Genomic DNA, 16841 nt, shown 5'->3' with positions numbered 1-16841 from the left:
GATGAGCCAAGCTGAATTCTTTGCGCAGCCATCGGTACTGCGCCGCTTCGTGGGTCAGCGCAGCGCCGTGCTCGGCGGCCTGTTTTTATTGTTGCTGACTGTGCTGGCGGTGGCGGCGCCGTGGCTGGGTATCGACTCGCCGTGGTCCATGACTGCCAAGCCATTGCTGCCGCCGTTTGCCGACAGCAGCCACTGGCTGGGCAGCGACATGCTCGGCCGCGACATCGTCAGCGGGCTGGTCTACGGTGCGCGCATGTCCCTGGCCGTAGGTGCGCTGTCGACGCTGGCGACCCTGCTGGTGGGCCTGATCATCGGCGGCCTGGCCGGTTATGCCGGTGGCTGGGTCGACGAAGTCCTGATGCGCCTGGCCGAGTTTTTCCAGATCATTCCGCAACTGGTGCTGGCGGTGATTCTGGTGGCGGTACTGGAACCGTCCCTGACCTCCGTGGTAGTCGGCATCGCCCTGGTGGCCTGGCCGCCGGTGGCGCGACTGGTGCGCAGCGAGTTCCTGACCCTGCGTCAGCGCGAGTTCGTCCAGGCCGCCCAGGTATTGGGGCAGAAACCCCTGGCGATCATTTTCAGGCAGATCCTGCCCAATGCCTTGTCGCCCTTGCTGGTGACCATGTCGTTCATCATGGGCACGGCGATCCTGACCGAAGCGGCCCTGGCCTTTCTCGGCCTGGGCGATCCTGATGCCATGAGCTGGGGCTACATGATCAATGCCTCGCGCAATATGCTGCGCCAGGCCTGGTGGATGAGCCTGCTGCCGGGGCTGGCGATCATGTTCTGCGTGCTGGCGGTCAATCGAATCGGCGAGGGGCTGCGGATCGCTTTCGAGCCATTGGGCAGACAAGGAGGGCGGCCATGACAATCGCCAATCCGCCGTTGTTGCGGGTCAGTGACCTGCGTATCCCATTGCCCCAAGGGGCTGACCGCAGCCATGCGCTGCACGGCCTGTCGCTGCATATCAATGCCGGGGAGTGCCTGTGCGTGGTGGGGGAGTCCGGTTCGGGCAAGTCCATGCTCGCCAGTGCGATCCTGCGCCTGTTGCCTGCAGACATGGCGCCGGAGGCCGGGCAGATCCGCTTCCAGCAGCAGGACCTGGCCGACCTCAGCGAAGAACAGATGCGCCAGCATCGCGGGCGGCAGGTCAGCATGGTCTTCCAGGAACCCATGAGCGCGCTTAATCCGCTGTTGAGTGTCGGGCGGCAGATCGAGGAAGTGTTGTTGGACCACGGCGTGACCAGCAAACAGCAGCGACGCCTGCGTGTGGTCGAGCTGCTGGACTATGTGGGCCTGCCGGATCCTGCGCGTTTGCAGCAGGTCTACCCGTTCCAATTGTCCGGCGGCCAGCGCCAGCGGGTGGTGATCGCCATGGCCCTGGCCTTCGACCCCCTGTTGCTGATTGCCGATGAGCCGACCTCGGCTCTGGACGTTACTACCCAGGCGCAGATCATTGCCTTGCTCAAACGCATCCAGCGCGAGAAGGGCATGGCCATGCTGTTTATCACCCATGACTTCGCGGTGGTGCGGGCCGTGGCCGACCGGGTGTTGGTTCTGGAAAAGGGCCATCTGGTGGAGCAGGGCAGCGCTGAAGAGGTCCTGCGCCGCCCGCGTGAGGCTTATACGCGCAGGCTGGTCGAGGCATCGGCACCGGTCCAGGGCCACTCGCGTACGCTGGCCACCGATGCGCCGGTACTGCTGCATGCCGAGACCTTGAACAAGTCTTTCCGCGCATCATTGGGCTGGGGGCGCAAGCGCACGACCCAGGCATTGGCCGACGTCAGTCTGAGCCTGCGCGAAGGCGAGACCCTGGGTATTGTCGGCGAATCCGGCTCCGGCAAATCGACCCTGGGAAGGCATCTGATTCGCTTGCTACGGCCCGATAGTGGCCGGGTCGAGTGGTTCGGTGACGACGTCGCAGGCCTGCCTGAAGCCCGCTTGCGCGAGCGGCGCAGCGACGTGCAGATGATCTTCCAGGACCCATTCGCCTCGCTCAATCCGCGCCAGCGGGTCGGCCAGATCATCATGACCGGGCCGCTGGTCCACGGCGCCTCGCCTGAACAGGCACGCACCATTGCCCTGGACATGCTGCAACTGACCGGCCTGCCTGCCACCGCCTTCGACCGCTATCCCCAGGCGTTTTCCGGCGGCCAGCGCCAGCGTATCGGCATTGCCCGGGCCCTGGCCCTGCAGCCGCGCGTGCTGATCGCCGACGAATGCGTTTCCGCCCTGGATGCGCTGATTCAGGTGCAGATCCTCGAGCTGCTGGAGGACCTGCAACAGCGCCTGAAACTCAGTCTGGTGTTCATTACCCATGACCTGCATGTGGCGGCACGCCTGAGCGACCGCATTGCCGTGATGCAACACGGCCGTATCGTCGAAACCGGGCCCACCGCCCAGGTCTTTGGCCAGCCGCAACATGCCTATACCCGGGCACTGCTCGCTGCGCTGCCGGTCAATCCGGTGGTCAGCGACGCCGAGACCTTATTGCGAGTACCCGTATGACGCGTCAGATGAGCCTCAACGCCTTTCTCATGGCGACCGGACATCACATAGCCGGTTGGCGCCACCCCCAGGCCCATGCGGCGGGCGGCCTCGACCTGGCCCACTACCAACGGCTTGCCGCTACCGCCGAGCGCGGTTGCTTCGATGCGATTTTCCTTTCCGACACCCTGGCCATGCTGCCGGGCCAGACCCAGGCCTTGCAACGCATGGCTCGCACCGAACATTTCGAGCCCCTGACCCTGCTCGCCGCCCTGGCCGCAGTAACCCGGCGCATTGGCCTGATCGCCACAGCCACCTCGTCCTATAACAGTGTGCGGACCCTGGTCGACAGCTTTGCTTCTTTGGAACGTTTGAGCGGCGGGCGCAGTGGCTGGAATCTGGTGACCTCGAGCAATGCCCGGGAATCCCTGAATTTCGGCCGTGAGCAGCATTACGGCCATGGCGATCGCTATGAGTCGGCCCGCCGCTTTCTGCGCGACGTGCGCCAGCAATGGCAGACGGCAGGTCTGGCGCCGGTGCAGGTGTTGGCCGGGGCTTCCGCTGAAGGTCGTGAACTGGCGGCAGCCCACGCCGAGGTGCTGTTTACTGCCCAGCCCGAACTGGCCGGTGCCCAGGCCTTCTATGCCGACGTGAAAAGCCGTATGGCCGGGTTTGGCCGCCATCCCGATAGCCTGAAGATCATGCCCGGTGTCATGCCCATTGTCGGTCGCACCGAACAACAGGCCGAGGACCTGTATCAACAACTTCAAGAACTGGTCGAGCCGGTGGTGGGGGTGTCGCTGCTCTCCGACATCGCAGGCGGTCTGGACCTGGGCGCCTACCCGGTGGACGGCTCCTTGCCCGAATTGCCACCGACCAACTCCGGAGTCAGCCGCCAGCACCTGTTGCTGGACGTCGCGCGCAAGGAAGGCCTGAGCATTCGCCAGTTGTACCTGCGCATGTCCGCTGCCCGGGGGCATCATGTGGTGGTGGGCACGGCAAAGACCATTGCCGATCGCCTGGAGCAATGGTTTACCCAGGGCGCTGCCGATGGCTTCAATATCATGCCGCCGTACCTTGCCGGGGGGCTGGAGGATTTTGTCGAACAGGTGGTGCCGGAGTTGCAGAAGCGCGGGTTGTTTCGACGGCAGTACGCCGGGCGTACGCTGCGTGAGCATCTGAATATAACCGTTGCAGCGAGGCTTGCCCGCGAAGGCGATATTTCAAACTCAGAAGATGTACTGGATGTACCTGCCTCTTCGCGGGCAAGCCTCGCTCCAACGAGCGAGCCGCATCATTGACGTCTTTATTGGAAGGAACTACCACATGGCTGACCCACTAATCCCCGCCTTCGGCCCCGTCGTGGTCGGCCAGGCGATTGAAATCCGCCCCGGTCGCAGCCTCAATGTGGCCTATCAGCCTGGCAGCCGCCCCGATGCTCCGGTGCTGTTCTTCTGCCATGGCGCCGGAGGCAACAAGGACCAGTGGCGCGCTCAGTGGCAGGCCCTGGCTGCCGCCGGTTACTCGCTGGTCGCCCTGGACCTGCTGGGCCATGGTGCCAGTGAAAAGCCCGATATCGAGTCGGCCTATGCCTGGCAGGAACTGGTGGAGGACTATCTGGAAGTGCTGCGGCGTTATCGCGGCGAACACAACCTGCTGATCGCCCATTCCTTTGGCACCGGTCTGACCCTCAGCGCCCTGGTGCAATTGACCCGGCAAGCACAGGCCGCCGGCATCGACGGGCTGGTGCTGCTCGGCACGGTGCTGAACCGGCCTCAATTGAAGCCCGGCGTGCTGTCCTTGCCGGTGTGGATCCTGCGCCTGCTGCGGCCCTGGCTGGCCAAGGGATTCCGTGAGCGGGCCTGGCACCCGGCGGCTGATCCGGCGCTGATCGACTACGAAGAAAAACTCACCGAGAACAACCCGCTCTACGTGTTCAAGGCCCTGAGCCGCCAGGCGCTCTGGCCGACCCGCGAGCAACTGGACAGCCTGCAACTGCCGGTCTCGGTGGTGTCCGGCGACCAGGACGGCCTGACTCCGGCCAGTGGCGGCGAGGCGCTGGCCCGGCATCTGGCCAATGCCGAGTTCCAGGTTCTGGCGCAATGCGGCCATCAATTGATGCTGGAACGTCCCGAGCAGGTACTCAACGCCATCACCCAATTGCTGGAAACCACCGCTCCAGCGCGTCGGGCTACGGAAAATGCCTGACCGGTTAGATCGTTTATGCATGAATCGAAGGTCAATAGATCGCAAAGGGATATCCATCGCAGTCATATCGACGTGCCTGTCCCTGATAGGGATGTGATTGCGCCTATTCAGATGCAATGACAGCTTTTTAGGTCGTGAACCTGAGCTTTACTGCGTTACGGGTGGCTTTTTACGGCGCAATGCCAGCGTCTTGTAGCCCCTGCGCAAACTCCTAGAATCGGCGTCAAGCAACACCACAGCCTATTCGATAACGGAGTTTCGAACATGATGAATGCAATGCAGATGCCAATGAATCAGACCATGCCGATGATGCCAATGATGGGCATGCCGATGATGATGGCGACCATGGAATGCGAAATGATGGCCGACGCCATGATGTGCACCATGAAGCCTGCGGCCGGCATGGACATGGCCATGTTCAAGAACAACGCCGATATGATGGCGATGATGATGAACTGCGGCATGCCGATGATGATGCATTGCGCCAATATGTCGATGATGTGCATGACCGCCGACGGCATGGCCATGATGAACATGATGGGCACCACCAACATGCCGATGATGATGGGCATGCCGATGCCGATGATGAAATGCGTCATGGAATGCAGGGTTGAAGCCGACTGCATGATGTGCAAGATGATGCCAATGCCCGGCATGACCATGGACATGATGAACAACTGCTGCATGCTGATGATGAAAATGATGAACGACTGCAGCATGCCGATGATGATGAGCTGCAATGGCATGCCAATGATGTGCTGCACCTGCTGATAGCTGGCTGTTCCAGGCCTTGACCAGGCCTGCGGGCTTCAACGAAAAAGCCCCTGATCGCGAGATCAGGGGCTTTTTTTGTGTACTTGAGAAACCTGGACCGTTGGAGCCGGGCTTGCCCGCGAAAGCGCTCTTCCTGTATCAAGAAATTTATCGGCTGGAATGGCCTCTTCGCGGGCAAGCCTCGCTCCCACAGTGTGTATACCGGCTCAATCCAACTGCTCCGGATGGGTAATCACCAGGTAAGCAATCGCTTCACTGTCCGCCGGGTTGCGGTAGCGGTGGGGCTGGTCTGCGTAGAACAGGATCGAGTCGCCGGGTGACAGCAGGTAGCGTTCGTCGTTGACGCTGATCTCCAGTACCCCTTGGGCCACCACCAGGTTTTCCTGCACCCCGGCAGCGTGGCCTTCGGAAATTTCCTCACCCAGGGCGCCGAGGCGGATTTCGTAGAATTCGGTCTGCCGTGAGCGATCGAAGGGGAACAGCGCGCGGCTGACAAAGGCGCCGTTGGCGCTGACCAGGCGTTTGCTCTGCTGCGCAGGCAGCAGCTCGACGCCTTCAAAGGTGCGGGTATCGAGAAACGCCGCCACTGACACTTTCAAGCCTTTGGCGATCTTGCACAGCACCTTGATCGACGGCACGCTGCGCCCCGACTCGATCTGCGCCAGCATCGCCCGGCTCACGCCGCACAGGCGGGCCAGGGCGTCCAGGGACAGGTAGCGCTTGCTGCGCAGGCGTTGCAGGTTCTGTGAGACGCGATCACCAATCAGGTCGTCATCGGTGAGGCTCTGTTCGTTGGAGGGAGGCGCGGTTTCATCGAGCACGATAGCGCTACGCAGCAGGGTCATGGCTTGACCTGGCGTAACTCAAGCGCCTTGTTGACCTGGGCCACGGTCCACTCGGCCAGCCCGGCGCGAGCGGCGTACATTTCCCACATCAGCTCGGCATTGCGGCGCGCCTGACGGCGTTGGCGATAGCGGGTGAGGTCGATGATATGGGCGGTCGCTTGCATGATGCGCTCTCGATGGCGTTGTGAATGGAGCCAAGGTAGCGCGTTCGCGTTAGACCCAGAAATACTGAGTTGGCATTTGGTAATTCCATTTCGAGCTTAGAAAGCGTTTTCTGCTTATGACTTTGCTTATTCCATATAGATATTTAAATAATTTTACATATCTCGTTATCGTATATGGCATCGGGCCACCGACTTATTCATGAAACAAGGATGACCGCCACCGTTCGCCATACGGATCGTTCGTTGACTGCCGCACCAGTCGACCTGGGTCCGTATAGAGAGAAAGGAACGCGGGAATGAGGAGCTTCACACGACATCGTCTGGCTACGGCGATCATCTCGGCCCAGCTGCTGAGCAGCGGCCTGGCCATCGCAGCCACGACCAGCGACGACAGCGCTGAGGCGCCGACTACTTCCAGCCTGGATACGGTGATCGTCACCGGCACCCGGGTGCAGGAACGCACCGCCAGTGGCTCGCTGTCACCCATCGATGTGATCAGCGGCGACAGCCTGCGCAGTTCCGGCTCCAATGAGCTGGGCACGGTATTGGCGCGGCTGATTCCATCGATCAACTTTCCCCGGCCCAGCCTGGTCGACGGCGCCGAACTGACCCGGCCCGCGCAGCTGCGTGGCCTGTCGCCCGATCAGGTGCTGGTGCTGGTCAACGGCAAGCGCCGCCACACCTCGGCCTTCGTCAACCTCGGTGGCGCCGTGGGGCGCGGTTCGGCGCCGGCGGACCTGAATGCCATCCCGTTGTCGTCCATCGACCATATCGAAGTGCTGCGCGACGGCGCGTCGGCCCGCTACGGCTCCGATGCCATTGCCGGGGTGATCAATATCATCCTCAAGCACGCCGACCATGGCGGCTCGATCTCGACCCAGTTCGGCGAGTACAAGAAAGGCGACGGCATTCAGCGCCAGGTCGCCGGCAATAGCGGCTTTGCCATTGGCTCCAACGGTTTCTTCGACATTGCCGGGGAGGGCGCCAACAACGACTACACCGACCGTGCAGGCGATGATTACCGCACGGCCAGCATCGGCTCCACCACCTATGGCCAGCACGTATTCCGCCAGGGCGAGCCAGAAACCCATGAAGGCAAGGTGCAGTTCAACTCGGCCTACAGCTTCAACGATGGCGCCGAGCTGTACGGCTTTGGCGGCTACAGCAAGCGCCGGGGCGAGACGGCGGCCTTCTACCGGGCCAGCAATGCCTCGAACAACAATCCGACGATCTTCCCCAATGGCTACCTGCCGTTGATCGATGGTGTGCTGGAAGACACTTCCCTGGTGGTCGGCCTGCGCGGCGAGCTGGCGGACAGTTGGCATTACGATCTGTCGGCCAACTACGGGCGCAACTCCTACGAGCTGGGCACAAAGACCATCAATACCTCTCTGGGGCTGGCCACGCCGCATTCCTTTGATAACGGCACCCTGGTCAACGATCAAAAGCAACTGAGCCTGGACCTGTCCCGGGAGTTCGACACTGGCGTATTGCCGTATCCAGTCTCGGTGGCCTTTGGTGCCGAGTATCTGCGCCAGGGCTATCAGATCCAGGCCGGGCAGCCGGAGTCCTACTATCAGAGCGGCAGCTCGGGCCTTGGCGGTTTCCGCGCTGACGATGCCGGCAGCAGTTCGCGACACAACTTCGCCCAGTACCTGGACGTCGAGACCAATCTGACCGAGAAGCTCGGGGTATCCGCTGCGGTACGTCACGAGGACTACAGCGACTTCGGCTCCAATGTCAGCGGCTCGTTCTCCGCGCGTTATGACTTCACCCCGCAGGTGGCCTTGCGTGGCAGCGTCTCTACGGGCTTCCGTGCGCCGTCCCTGGCCCAGCAGAACTTCACCTATACCTCGTCGCAGTTGATCGGCAACACCATTCAGGAGGCGGGGACTTTCCCGGCCAATAGCAAGGTGGCCCAGTTGCTGGGTGCCGATGACCTGAAAGCGGAAAAGTCGCACAACTACAGCGTCGGCCTGGTACTGGAACCGCTGGATAATCTGACGGTGACCGCCGATGTCTACCGCATCGATATCAAGGACCGCATCTCACTGTCGTCCAACCTTGCGCTGAACCCCGCCGCAGTGAGCTACCTGCAAGCCAATGGCGTGGGCAATATCAACTACACCACGGCGCGCTACTTCACCAACGCCACCGACACCAGCACCGACGGCATCGACCTGGTGGCCAATTACCGCTACCAACTGGATAACGGTATCCGCTGGAACAGCACGGTCGGCTACAACTACAACCACACCAAAGTCACCGACGTGAAGGCCAACCCGGCCATCCTCGATCAGTTGGGCGTCAACCTGCTGCGGGTCGACCGTCGCGAGCGCATCGGCCTGCTGGGCGACACCACCCCGCAGCACAAACTGAGCCTGGCCAACGACTTTGAATACGGCGGCTGGGCCCTGCATTCGAATCTGGTGCGCTATGGCGAATTCACCAGTTACCAGGCCGACAAGATCAACGACCAGACCTTCAGCGCCGCCTGGCTGCTGGACCTGGCTCTGGACTACAAGCTGAAGAACTGGGTGTTCACCGTAGGCGGCGACAACGTCACCGACAAGTATCCGGAGAAACTCAATGCCTATGCGTCGAGCGGCGGCAACCTGGCCTACAGCACCTTTTCGCCGTACGGGTATAGCGGGGCGTTTTATTACGGGCGGGTGACGTACAACTGGTAGTTCCCGGCAGGCCCGATCCGTTGGAGCGAGGCTTGCCCGCGAAGCAATTGTTCATGCCCGGAAGGGGTGTCGGATATGACGACCTCTTCGCGGGCAAGCCTCGCTCCAACGGCGCCCATCATTGAAAAGAAATCGTATCCAATGACCCTTGATTACCCCTTTATCATCAGTACCTTGCCAGCCTTTATTAAAGCAATAGGTGTCACCCTGCAAGTCGGCCTGATCGCCATCTGTACCTCGCTGCTGGTGGCGCTGATCAACACCGCCATCGTCATGTTCCGCACCCCGGTGCTGCATCGCCTGGTTGGCCTGTATGTGGAACTGGCACGCAATACGCCGCTGCTGATCCAGCTATTTTTCATCTACTTCGCCTTGCCGACTTTGGGAGTGAAAGTCTCGGGTTTTGCTGCGGCGATCATCACCATGACCTTCCTCGGCGGCGCTTACCTCACAGAAGTGCTGCGCGCTGGGGTCGAGGCGGTGCCTGCGGCGCAGTTGGAGTCCGGGCGCTCCATCGGCCTGTCGGACTGGCAGTTGCTGCGCCATGTGATCCTGCCCCAGGCCGGGATCCTAAGCCTGCCGGCGTTGTTCGCCAATTTCATTTTCCTGCTCAAGGAGACCACCGTGGTGTCTGCCGTGGCGGTGCCGGAGATTCTCTACACCACCAAGAGTTATATCGCCCTGTACTACAAGACCTACGAAATGCTCACGGTGTTGACGCTGATCTGTGTGCTGTTGTTCTTGCCGCTGTCGCTGTTGCTCAGCCGTCTGGAAAGGAGGCTGCAACATGGCCAGTTCGGGTCTTGATCTGCTGTGGGTGTCGTTGCCGATGCTGGCTGACGGCGCTGCACAGACCCTGTCGATTTCTCTGCTGAGCATCGTTTTCAGCACCCTGGGCGGCGTGTTGTATGGCTCGCTGCGTACCCTGGGCATTGGCTGGCTAAACCTGTTGCTGCGGGTCTACTTGGAGCTGTTCAGGGCCATTCCCGTGTTGGTCTGGCTGTACCTGATGTTCTTCGGCCTGCCGATTTTCTTCGCCCTCAGCATTCCCAGCTTCTGGTGCGCGGTACTGGTGCTGTCGCTGTGGGGCGCCAGCGAAGTGGGGGAAGTGGTGCGCGGCGCCTTGCTGTCCTTGCCCCGTGGGCAACGTGAGGCCGGGCTGTCCATCGGCCTGTCCGAACCGCAGCTGTTCGGCTATGTCCTGCTGCCCCAGGCCCTCAAGCGCATGACCCCGCCGACCATCAATATTTACACGCGGATCATCAAGACCAGTTCTCTGGCGGTGCTGATCGGCGTGGTGGATGTGATCAAGGTCGGCCAGCAGATTATCGAGCGCACCTACGAGTCGGTATTGATCTACGGCGCGCTGTTTCTGTTCTTCTTTTTTATCTGTTATCCGCTGTCGGCCGCGTCCCGCGTGCTTGAACGGCGCTGGAGCCAGGCATGAGCGCGTTGATCGAATTCCAGGGGTTGGACAAGTTTTTCGGCAGCAACCAGGTGCTCAAGGCAGTTGATCTCAGTGTTCAGCCTGGGGAAGTGATCGTGGTGCTGGGCCCCAGCGGCTGCGGCAAGAGCACCTTGCTGCGCTGCCTAAATGGCCTGGAGCAGGCCCATGGCGGCCATCTGCGCTTTGCCGGGCGCGAACTGCTAGACAGCAAGACCGACTGGCGCCAGGTGCGCCAGGACATCGGCATGGTGTTCCAGAGCTACCACCTGTTTCCCCATATGACCGTGCTCGACAATATTCTCCTCGGCCCGCTGAAAGTGCAGCGTCGCGCGCGGGCCGAAGCCCTGGCCCAGGCCGAGCAGTTGCTGGCCAGGGTCGGTCTGGCGGACAAGCGCGATGCCTTTCCGCGCCAGCTCTCCGGCGGCCAGCAGCAACGCATCGCCATCGTCCGCTCGCTGTGCATGAACCCCAAGGTCATGTTGTTCGACGAAGTCACCGCCGCCCTTGATCCGGAAATGGTCAAGGAAGTGCTGGAAGTGATCCTCGACCTGGCCCAGGGCGGCATGACCATGTTGATCGTCACCCACGAAATGGCCTTCGCCAAGGCGGTGGCCGACCGCATCGTGTTCATGGATGCCGGCAGCATCCTTGAGCAAAGCCATCCCGAGTCTTTCTTCAACCATCCGGCGAGCGCACGGGCGCAGCAGTTTCTGGAGAAGTTCTCTTATGTAGAAACCATGCCTAAAAAGACCGTAAACAAGGAAACCTTATGAACACTGCCTCGTTGAAAACCGCTAAATCGCTGTTACTGATACCGCTGCTGGGAGTCGGCCTGCTGGCCGGTTGCGGCCAGGGCGAGCAACCCGCCAAACCCGCAGCCACTGCCAGCGCCGCCGCGCCTGCTGCCAGCTACCTGGACAAGATCAAGGCTCGCGGCAAGCTGGTGGTCGGCGTGTTTACCGACAAGCCGCCATTCGGCTTTGTCGATGAGAAGGGCAAGTACGTTGGCTTCGACACCGATATCGGTCGGCAATTTGCCAAGGACCTGCTGGGCGATGAAAGCAAAGTCGAGTTCGTCGCCGTGGAGCCGGCCAGCCGTATTCCGTTCCTGCAGAGCGACAAGGTCGACATCATCCTCGCCAACATGACCGTTACCCCGGAGCGCAAGGAGGCGGTGGAGTTCACCAACCCGAACCTGAAAGTGGCGGTCCAGGCTTTGGTGCCCGACGCCAGTGCGGTGAAGAAGCTCGATGACCTGGCCGACAAGACCATCATCGTCACCACCGGCACCACGGCGGACGTGTGGCTGACCAAGACACACCCGGACTGGAAACTCCTCAAGTTCGAGAAAAACTCCGAGTCTCTGCAAGCCCTGGCCAATGGTCGTGGCGACGCTTATGCCCAGGACAACCTGGTGCTGTTCAGTTGGTCCAAGCAAAACCCCGGCTACCGCGTTCTGCCGGAAAAGCTCGGCGGCGAAGCACCGATTGCCCCGGCGGTGAAGAAGGGCAATATCGAACTGCGTGACTGGGTCAACGCTGAACTGGCCAAGCTGGGTCAGGACAAATACCTGCTCAAGCTGTATGACCAGTATGTGCGCAAGTCCCTGAGCGATGACACCAAGCCTGAAGATGTGATCGTCGAAGGTGGCAACTGGAAGGGCTGAAGAATCCAGCCCGTTGGAGCCGGGCTTGCCCGCGAATCAGCTGGCGCGGTGTGTCAGGCACACCGCGTCATCATTCTTCGCGGGCAAGCCTCGCTCCAACGGATCCACTGTTACCACCAGATAGCAACCAACGCTGGCCAACCCAGGCCAGTAACATAGCCACCAACAGACCAATCATCACCGCCCGATAACCGTCCATAAGCTGCACGTGATAGCGCAGCACACCCGCCCCAAGTGCCAGGCCAAGTCCGCCCCCGACGTTATGCAGGGTCATGAGGGAACCCACGGCCACCGAGCCGAAGCGTTGCGGCACTGAACTCACCCCCAGTACTGTCGACGGCCCCAGCAGGCAGGCCCAGCCCAGGCCCATCACCGCGAATGCGCTCAGCACATACAGCCATGAGGTGTCTGCGGCAAAACCGATTTGGAGCAGGGCCGACACGGCAAATAGCAGCAATCCCGCCTGAATCAACAAGGCCGCGCCCTTGCGGTCCACCAGTCGGCCGACCCAGGGCGACAGCAACGCGACGCCCAGGGTAGTGGGCAGCAGTAACAGGCCACTGGTCTGACTATCGGCGCCGCGTACCTGGGACAGATACAGCGGCATGACAAAGAAAGCGATGCAATAGAACACCGCGAGGCTGAAGCTGGCCAGTACGGCGGCAGTGAAGCGTCGATTGACGAACAACTGCAGATCGATGATAGGCGAGGGCGTACGCAGTTCCTGCCAGGCGAACACCCCCAGGGCGATGATCGCCAACGCCAGGACGCCGAGGCTCAGCGAGGAGCCCCAACCCCAACGGCTGCCCTGGACGATCACCAGTACCAGACTGGGCAGGCCGATCAGCAACAGCGCCACGCCCGGCCAATCCAGTCGGGATTGCGGCTCGTCAGAGCGGGATTCGTCCACGTTCACGGCAATCAGGATCAGGCTGAGCAGCACCAAGGGGACGTTCAACAAAAAGATCCAGGGCCAGCCAAACGCCTGGGTCAGCAGCCCGCCCAGCACCGGGCCGACCGCGAGGCCGATGCCGTTGACGCCGAACAGTACGCCAAAGGCCTTGCCCTGTTCCTGGGCCGAAAACGTCTGGCCGACAATGGCGCCCGACGCCGTATAGAGCACTGCACAGGCCAGTCCCTGGGCGACCCTGGCCACTACCAGCCACTCGATGCCTTGCGCCAGCCCCGCAATCAGGGAGGCCAGGCCAAAGACCACCAGGCCCAGGTTGAGCACGCGTTTGCGCCCGAACAGATCGGCCAGGCGCCCGGCCAGGACCATAAAACTCGACATCGCCAGCAGGAAACCATTGATCACCCACTGCAGGGTGGCCAGGGATACATTCAGTTGCGCCTGTAGCGCAGGCAGCGCTGTGTTGACGATAGTGAAGTCCACACAGCCAAGAAAACTGCCGACACTGACCCCGGCCAGGGCCCACCATTTACGGGTTTGCTTGGGTAAAACACTCATGTACTGCTCCGGCACGTCCTTGATTGCCGAAGAGTCTAGGGAAGGGGTCTGGCGATGAAAAAGATATAAAACGCATAAGTTAATATTCGTTTTGGTGACGAGCCGTTGGAGCGAGGCTTGCCCGCGAATAAGGTATTACCAACGATAAACATGTATCGGGTGTTATGGCCTATTCGCGGGCAAGCCCGGCTCCAACGGATTCTGCTGTCCGCTTAGACGCTCGCCTTGGCCAACATCGCCAACAACAACACATTCGCCCCAGCCTCAGCCCAGTGCGGGTGAATATGCTCGGCCTCGTTATGGCTCAACCCCTCGACACAGGGCACGAAGATCATTGAGGTGGGCGCCACTTTGCTCAGGTAGCAGGCATCGTGACCGGCGCCGGAGATCATCGGCTTGTGGCTGTAGCCAAGGGTGATGGCGGCCTGTTCTACCTGGGCAATGCAGTCCGGGTCGAAACCGATGGGCGCGTATTGGAAGATCTGCTTGAGGCTGTGTTGCAGGCCGATGGCCTCGGCAATTTCGCTGACGGCGTTGCACAGTTGGCCATCAAGGGTTTCCAGCACGGCTTCATCAGGGTGGCGGAATTCGACGCTGAACAGCACCCGGCCCGGCACCACATTGCGTGAATTGGGGAATACATTGACCCAACCCACTGTGGCGCGGCCTTCCTCGCCCTGGGCCAGGCCCAGCTCATTGACCGCTTCGACCACCCGGGACAAACCGAGCAGGGCGTCGAGGCGATGTTTCATCGGCGTAGTACCGGCGTGGGCGCTGCGGCCGAACAGTTCGATCTCGTACCAGCGCTGGCCTTGGGCGCCGGTCACCACACCAATGGTGATGTCTTCGGCTTCAAGGATCGGCCCCTGTTCGATATGCAACTCGAAGGCAGCATGGATCGGCTGGCCGCCCATGGCCTGGTCCCCGGCGTAGCCAATGTCTTGCAATGCCTGGCCCAACGTAATGCCTTCGGCATCGGTGCGCGAAAGGCCGTATTCCAGGTCAAACACCCCGGTGTAGACGCCCGAAGCGATCATCGCCGGGGCAAAGCGCGAGCCTTCTTCGTTGGTCCAGTTGACCACTTCGACAGGGCGTTCGGTCTGGATATCCAGGTCATTGAGGGTGCGCAGCACCTCGATACCGGCCAGCACCCCATAGATCCCGTCGAACTTGCCACCCATGGGCTGCGAGTCGCCATGGGAGCCGGTCATCACCGGCGCCAGGCTGTTATCGCGACCGGGGCGGCGGGCAAAGATATTGCCCATGGCGTCGATGCGGATGCTGCAACCGGCTTCGCGCGCCCAGCGTACGAACAGATTGCGCCCCTGGCGGTCTTCTTCGCTCAGGGCCAGGCGCGACACGCCGCCCTTGGTCGTGGCGCCGATCCGGGCCATTTCCATCAGCGAGTCCCACAGGCGGGCCGAGTTGACGCGGGCAGGGCGGGTCATGGCTTCGACGCCTCATCCTTGACCTGATAGCGGAAGTTGCAGTGGCTGGCGCCTTCCATCAGGGTCTGGGTACGGGTCAGTTGCACGCGCGGGTCGTAACCGACAATAAACAGCTCGTCGCGGTTGCACGACAGCAGATGACCGATCTCGCCCAGGCCCATCTCACGGTACATCTCCGCGTAGCGGCAGCGGTGCACGTCGTAGTCGAAGTGGGTGGCGTCACTGGCGATGACCTCGACTTTCAGGGCGTCGTCCTTTTCCCATAGCTCCTGCAGGGCAACAAAGCCGGCCAGGTCCGGGCCATTGGGCTCGCGGGCGGCGAAATACTCGCCGGCCTTGACCGCCGCTCCGGCGACCGCCTCGCCGATCACCGCCTGGGCCTTATCCTTGCCATAGTCGCGCACCAGTATTTCGTAGATCGGCTTGATAATCTCGGCTTCGATCCGCCGCCGGGCCAGGATGCCCAGTTCGCCTTCGACTGCGCTCATCTCGATATTCCTCTCATTCACGGTTATGTGCAGGGCTTGCCGTCGGTATGACTGAGGACTGCCGCTTGTTTGTTCTGTATTTATCAATAATTGCCAGTGGATATCAACAAGTCGATGGGGATCTCCGCGATAAATGAGCTAAATGGCTACTTTTCAAGTTTTTGGTCAGCGGTTAAGCTCAATACATGAATAAAACAGAACAGTTTGACAGCGATCCGCCACTGCGCGCGGTTCGCACCTTTGAGTCTTTCGCTCGCCATGGTGGTGTTAACGCGGCCGCCAGGGAGCTGGGTATCTCAGCCTCGGCCATCAGCCATCAATTGCGCTTGCTGGAAGAGTTTCTCGGCCAGGCCCTGACCACGCGCCAGGGGCGCAATCTGATCCTTACCGAGGACGGCCGCGAGTATTACCGGGCCATTCGCTCAGCCTTTGCCGTCCTGCGCAGCGCCACCGAGCATGTTCGGGAAAAGACCGCAACGCGCCAGGTCACCATCAGCCTGATCCCCATGTTCGGCATTAACCTGTTTATTCCGCGCCTGGGTGAGTTCCTGGGCGAGAACCCGGGGGTGGATGTCAACGTCACCTACGCCAACCACCGCAGCTACCCCAGCGATGCGGCGGATATTTCCATCCGTTTTGGCACCGGGCATTGGCCGGGGTATCACAGCGAGCTGTTGATTTCAGGGGCGGTCACGGCGTGGTGCAGCCGCGAATTCCTTCAGCGCCACGGCCCCATCGATTCGCCGCATAGTCTGATGGGCCTGCCATTGCTCCACGATGAGGAACGCGGCACCTGGAACCATTGGCTGCAGAGCCTTGGGGTCAACCATCCGGGGGCACTTCAGGGGTTGCTGTTCGAGGATGGCCAGCTTGCCTTAACGGCGGCCCTGAATGGATTGGGTTGCGTGCTGATGCGCGAACCCTTGATCACTGGCCTGCAAAAACGCGGGGAACTGGTTCGGTTGTTCGAGCATGAACTGGATGACGGCCGCGCCTATTACCTGTGTCGGCGCGCGGATGGCGAGTTGTCGCGGGAGGGGGCGAGTCTGTATGGCTGGCTCAAGGGAGGGTTGCTGGCTGGGTGAGGAGATGCCTGCGTACCCACATACTGTAGGACCGCGCCATACCGTAGGAGCGGTCGCGTGAATCTGTGCTC

General features: G+C 61.3%; 15 protein-coding genes and 1 pseudogene. 10 read left to right on the top strand and 6 right to left on the bottom strand.

Translation table 11 applies throughout. The annotated features are described in order from the left end of the window. The first annotated feature begins 1 nt into the window (after nt 1). Genes M2401_RS11750 through M2401_RS11735 form a run of 4 tightly spaced genes read left to right on the top strand, consistent with a single transcriptional unit; the run spans nt 2 to nt 4695 of the window. Nucleotides 2–868 carry an ABC transporter permease gene (locus M2401_RS11750; protein ID WP_259102871.1) on the top strand — a complete coding sequence of 289 codons (867 nt, stop codon included), beginning with the start codon at nt 2–4 and terminating at the stop codon, nt 866–868. Then, entirely contained in the window at nt 865–2508 is a 1644-nt protein-coding gene (locus M2401_RS11745; RefSeq protein WP_259102869.1) for an ABC transporter ATP-binding protein, read from the top strand. The genes M2401_RS11750 and M2401_RS11745 overlap by 4 nt, the downstream gene beginning before the upstream one ends. Next, complete coding sequence (locus tag M2401_RS11740) at nt 2505–3788, top strand: LLM class flavin-dependent oxidoreductase (protein WP_259102868.1); 1284 nt, start codon at nt 2505–2507, stop codon at nt 3786–3788. Before M2401_RS11745 ends, M2401_RS11740 begins: the two co-directional genes overlap by 4 nt. Before the next feature lie 25 nt (nt 3789–3813). Further along, nucleotides 3814–4695 (top strand): alpha/beta fold hydrolase, encoded by an 882-nt coding sequence (locus M2401_RS11735; protein WP_259102867.1) that lies wholly within the window; start codon nt 3814–3816, stop codon nt 4693–4695. Between the two features lie 296 nt (nt 4696–4991). On the opposite strand, the pseudogene M2401_RS34330 reads toward M2401_RS11735, so the two are convergent. From M2401_RS34330 to M2401_RS11720, 3 genes and pseudogenes are all read right to left on the bottom strand, one after another. Next, nucleotides 4992–5459, bottom strand: a pseudogene (locus tag M2401_RS34330) (hypothetical protein); the annotation flags it as partial. A gap of 216 nt (nt 5460–5675) precedes the next feature. Continuing rightward, nucleotides 5676–6314, bottom strand: coding sequence for a helix-turn-helix domain-containing protein (locus tag M2401_RS11725; RefSeq protein WP_259102865.1), 639 nt, complete (start codon nt 6312–6314; stop codon nt 5676–5678). After that, nucleotides 6311–6478, bottom strand: a complete 168-nt coding sequence (locus tag M2401_RS11720; RefSeq protein WP_259102864.1) for a hypothetical protein — start codon at nt 6476–6478, stop codon at nt 6311–6313. The genes M2401_RS11725 and M2401_RS11720 overlap by 4 nt, the downstream gene beginning before the upstream one ends. A 296-nt stretch (nt 6479–6774) precedes the next feature. Here M2401_RS11720 and M2401_RS11715 point away from each other — a divergent pair, with 296 nt between their 5' ends. The 5 genes from M2401_RS11715 (at nt 6775) to M2401_RS11695 (ending at nt 12281) form a co-directional block, all read left to right on the top strand. After that, entirely contained in the window at nt 6775–9168 is a 2394-nt protein-coding gene (locus M2401_RS11715; protein ID WP_259102863.1) for a TonB-dependent siderophore receptor, read from the top strand. Nucleotides 9169–9309: 141 nt separating this feature from the next. Further along, nucleotides 9310–9975, top strand: coding sequence for an amino acid ABC transporter permease (locus M2401_RS11710; RefSeq protein ID WP_259102862.1), 666 nt, complete (start codon nt 9310–9312; stop codon nt 9973–9975). Next, entirely contained in the window at nt 9956–10615 is a 660-nt protein-coding gene (locus M2401_RS11705; RefSeq protein WP_259102861.1) for an amino acid ABC transporter permease, read from the top strand. Before M2401_RS11710 ends, M2401_RS11705 begins: the two co-directional genes overlap by 20 nt. After that, entirely contained in the window at nt 10612–11388 is a 777-nt protein-coding gene (locus M2401_RS11700; protein ID WP_259102860.1) for an amino acid ABC transporter ATP-binding protein, read from the top strand. The genes M2401_RS11705 and M2401_RS11700 overlap by 4 nt, the downstream gene beginning before the upstream one ends. An 11-nt stretch (nt 11389–11399) precedes the next feature. Further along, nucleotides 11400–12281, top strand: a complete 882-nt coding sequence (locus tag M2401_RS11695) for a transporter substrate-binding domain-containing protein (protein ID WP_259103287.1) — start codon at nt 11400–11402, stop codon at nt 12279–12281. 70 nt (nt 12282–12351) lie between these two features. Here M2401_RS11695 and M2401_RS11690 read toward each other — a convergent pair whose 3' ends face one another. The 3 genes from M2401_RS11690 to M2401_RS11680 form a co-directional block, all read right to left on the bottom strand. Further along, nucleotides 12352–13749, bottom strand: a complete 1398-nt coding sequence (locus M2401_RS11690) for an MFS transporter (RefSeq protein ID WP_259102859.1) — start codon at nt 13747–13749, stop codon at nt 12352–12354. A gap of 212 nt (nt 13750–13961) precedes the next feature. After that, nucleotides 13962–15197 (bottom strand): Zn-dependent hydrolase, encoded by a 1236-nt coding sequence (locus M2401_RS11685; protein ID WP_259102858.1) that lies wholly within the window; start codon nt 15195–15197, stop codon nt 13962–13964. Beyond that, nucleotides 15194–15685 carry an L-2-amino-thiazoline-4-carboxylic acid hydrolase gene (locus tag M2401_RS11680; RefSeq protein WP_259102856.1) on the bottom strand — a complete coding sequence of 164 codons (492 nt, stop codon included), beginning with the start codon at nt 15683–15685 and terminating at the stop codon, nt 15194–15196. Before M2401_RS11680 ends, M2401_RS11685 begins: the two co-directional genes overlap by 4 nt. Before the next feature lie 185 nt (nt 15686–15870). Here M2401_RS11680 and M2401_RS11675 point away from each other — a divergent pair, with 185 nt between their 5' ends. Next, nucleotides 15871–16770 (top strand): LysR substrate-binding domain-containing protein, encoded by a 900-nt coding sequence (locus tag M2401_RS11675; RefSeq protein WP_259102855.1) that lies wholly within the window; start codon nt 15871–15873, stop codon nt 16768–16770. The last annotated feature ends 71 nt before the right edge of the window (nt 16771–16841 follow it).

The sequence above is a fragment of the Pseudomonas sp. JUb42 genome (assembly GCF_024807945.1).
Lineage (GTDB): Bacteria > Pseudomonadota > Gammaproteobacteria > Pseudomonadales > Pseudomonadaceae > Aquipseudomonas.
The sequence above is the reverse complement of the archived record's forward strand: the minus strand, read 5'-3'. Positions and strand labels throughout refer to the sequence as shown.

Excerpts from the sequence above, each read along its gene's own strand:
- M2401_RS11750 (WP_259102871.1), top strand. The coding sequence starts at position 2 with ATGAGCCAAGCTGAATTCTTTGCGCAGCCATCGGTACTGCGCCGCTTC.
- M2401_RS11745 (WP_259102869.1), top strand. The coding sequence starts at position 865 with ATGACAATCGCCAATCCGCCGTTGTTGCGGGTCAGTGACCTGCGTATC.
- M2401_RS11740 (WP_259102868.1), top strand. The coding sequence starts at position 2,505 with ATGACGCGTCAGATGAGCCTCAACGCCTTTCTCATGGCGACCGGACAT.
- M2401_RS11735 (WP_259102867.1), top strand. The coding sequence starts at position 3,814 with ATGGCTGACCCACTAATCCCCGCCTTCGGCCCCGTCGTGGTCGGCCAG.
- M2401_RS11725 (WP_259102865.1), bottom strand. The coding sequence starts at position 6,314 with ATGACCCTGCTGCGTAGCGCTATCGTGCTCGATGAAACCGCGCCTCCC.
- M2401_RS11720 (WP_259102864.1), bottom strand. The coding sequence starts at position 6,478 with ATGCAAGCGACCGCCCATATCATCGACCTCACCCGCTATCGCCAACGC.
- M2401_RS11715 (WP_259102863.1), top strand. The coding sequence starts at position 6,775 with ATGAGGAGCTTCACACGACATCGTCTGGCTACGGCGATCATCTCGGCC.
- M2401_RS11710 (WP_259102862.1), top strand. The coding sequence starts at position 9,310 with ATGACCCTTGATTACCCCTTTATCATCAGTACCTTGCCAGCCTTTATT.
- M2401_RS11705 (WP_259102861.1), top strand. The coding sequence starts at position 9,956 with ATGGCCAGTTCGGGTCTTGATCTGCTGTGGGTGTCGTTGCCGATGCTG.
- M2401_RS11700 (WP_259102860.1), top strand. The coding sequence starts at position 10,612 with ATGAGCGCGTTGATCGAATTCCAGGGGTTGGACAAGTTTTTCGGCAGC.
- M2401_RS11690 (WP_259102859.1), bottom strand. The coding sequence starts at position 13,749 with ATGAGTGTTTTACCCAAGCAAACCCGTAAATGGTGGGCCCTGGCCGGG.
- M2401_RS11685 (WP_259102858.1), bottom strand. The coding sequence starts at position 15,197 with ATGACCCGCCCTGCCCGCGTCAACTCGGCCCGCCTGTGGGACTCGCTG.
- M2401_RS11680 (WP_259102856.1), bottom strand. The coding sequence starts at position 15,685 with ATGAGCGCAGTCGAAGGCGAACTGGGCATCCTGGCCCGGCGGCGGATC.
- M2401_RS11675 (WP_259102855.1), top strand. The coding sequence starts at position 15,871 with ATGAATAAAACAGAACAGTTTGACAGCGATCCGCCACTGCGCGCGGTT.